We start from the raw sequence: 1,125 nt of genomic DNA, 5'->3' as shown, positions 1-1,125 counted from the left end.
GGTGCGGCGGTGGCGTAGGTGATGCCGGTCGCGGTCAGTGCCGCGGCGGCCGCGATACCCGCGGTGATCGCATGGGAGCGAGTCATGATCATGAGCTTGCCTCTCCTGTCTCAGAGTCAGAGAAGGGTGGGTCGGTTGTGGTGCGTGTGCCGACCTGTGATCGAACGTACTCACACCCTCCGAACCTGTCATGTCGGATGAATCGGAAGTGTGCTTGTACGGGGCCGATCGAGGGACCAGGTGTGTGCTCTCCGGCGGGACCGGTGCGGGACGAGGTCACATCAAACCTTCCGTGCTTGCGCAGGGTTGACGCAGACTCGGGCGGCACATGCGTGCACGCTGACACGTCTTCACCCGGAACCGGTGCGGGGGCGTCGCACACCTATCGGCGTGTCGGTGCTTGACAAGCCGTCGGAACGTGCCGCAGGCGGCGTGCCGTCAGAGGGACCAGCTGAGATCCCTTGCCGGCACGGGGCGGTTGTAGGCGGCCGCGGGGTCGCCGGGTGTGAAGGGACGGAACCGGTGGCTGAAATCGACGGGAATCTGCAAGGAGAGGAAGTCCTTGCCGTCGCCCGTGCGAGCCCGGAGCAGGATCCGGTGCCTGGCCACCGGAACAGCCCGGGGGATCTGCAGGTCCCAGGTCTGCTTCCAGGGGCCGGCGGCAGGCCGGGTGTCACCGCACAGGCTCGCACCCATGCCGGCCAGGAGATCGGGCAGCCGGTAGGTGCGGTCCAGCATCTTGACCGGCCCGATCTTCATGACGACGTTGCAGCTGACCCGGGTCAGGTCCACAGGTTCCTTGAGGTAGCCGTCCATCGTGCAGCGCAGCCGGTGGCCGAGGCGCGGCAGTGTCGGGCTCAGGGTGATGTCGAGGATGTCCAGGACGTAGTGGTCGTCGCTGGTGTCCTCCACCAAAGCGGTGCTCATCTCGCTCATCCCATCGTGTCGTGGGCGGGGGAGGGGGGAGAGGATGCTGGGTCCTCAGAGCGGAACCCCGGCCCGATTACGGCGGGCCGGGGTTCCGCGTCACTCGTGTCGCGACGGTGGTGATCAGTGGTCGCCCTTGCCGCCGTGGTCGCCGTTGTCGTCGTTGTCGTAGCCGTGGTCGTCGTTGTCGTGGTCGTG

Annotated in this window: 1 protein-coding gene; it reads right to left on the bottom strand. The window is 66.9% G+C overall.

Annotated features, from left to right (window positions below; all coding sequences use genetic code 11):
* Positions 1 to 438: 438 nt before the first annotated feature.
* On the bottom strand, positions 439 to 927 hold the full coding sequence (locus IE286_RS26875) for a hypothetical protein (protein ID WP_189799358.1): 489 nt from the start codon (positions 925 to 927) through the stop codon (positions 439 to 441).
* Positions 928 to 1,125 lie beyond the last annotated feature (198 nt).

This window comes from Streptomyces thermodiastaticus, assembly GCF_014656135.1.
GTDB classification, from domain to species: domain Bacteria; phylum Actinomycetota; class Actinomycetes; order Streptomycetales; family Streptomycetaceae; genus Streptomyces; species Streptomyces thermodiastaticus.
The sequence above is the reverse complement of the archived record's forward strand: the minus strand, read 5'-3'. Positions and strand labels throughout refer to the sequence as shown.

Bases quoted from the DNA above. Each gene is read 5' to 3' on its own strand.
- IE286_RS26875 (WP_189799358.1), bottom strand. From the start codon at position 927: ATGAGCACCGCTTTGGTGGAGGACACCAGCGACGACCACTACGTCCTG.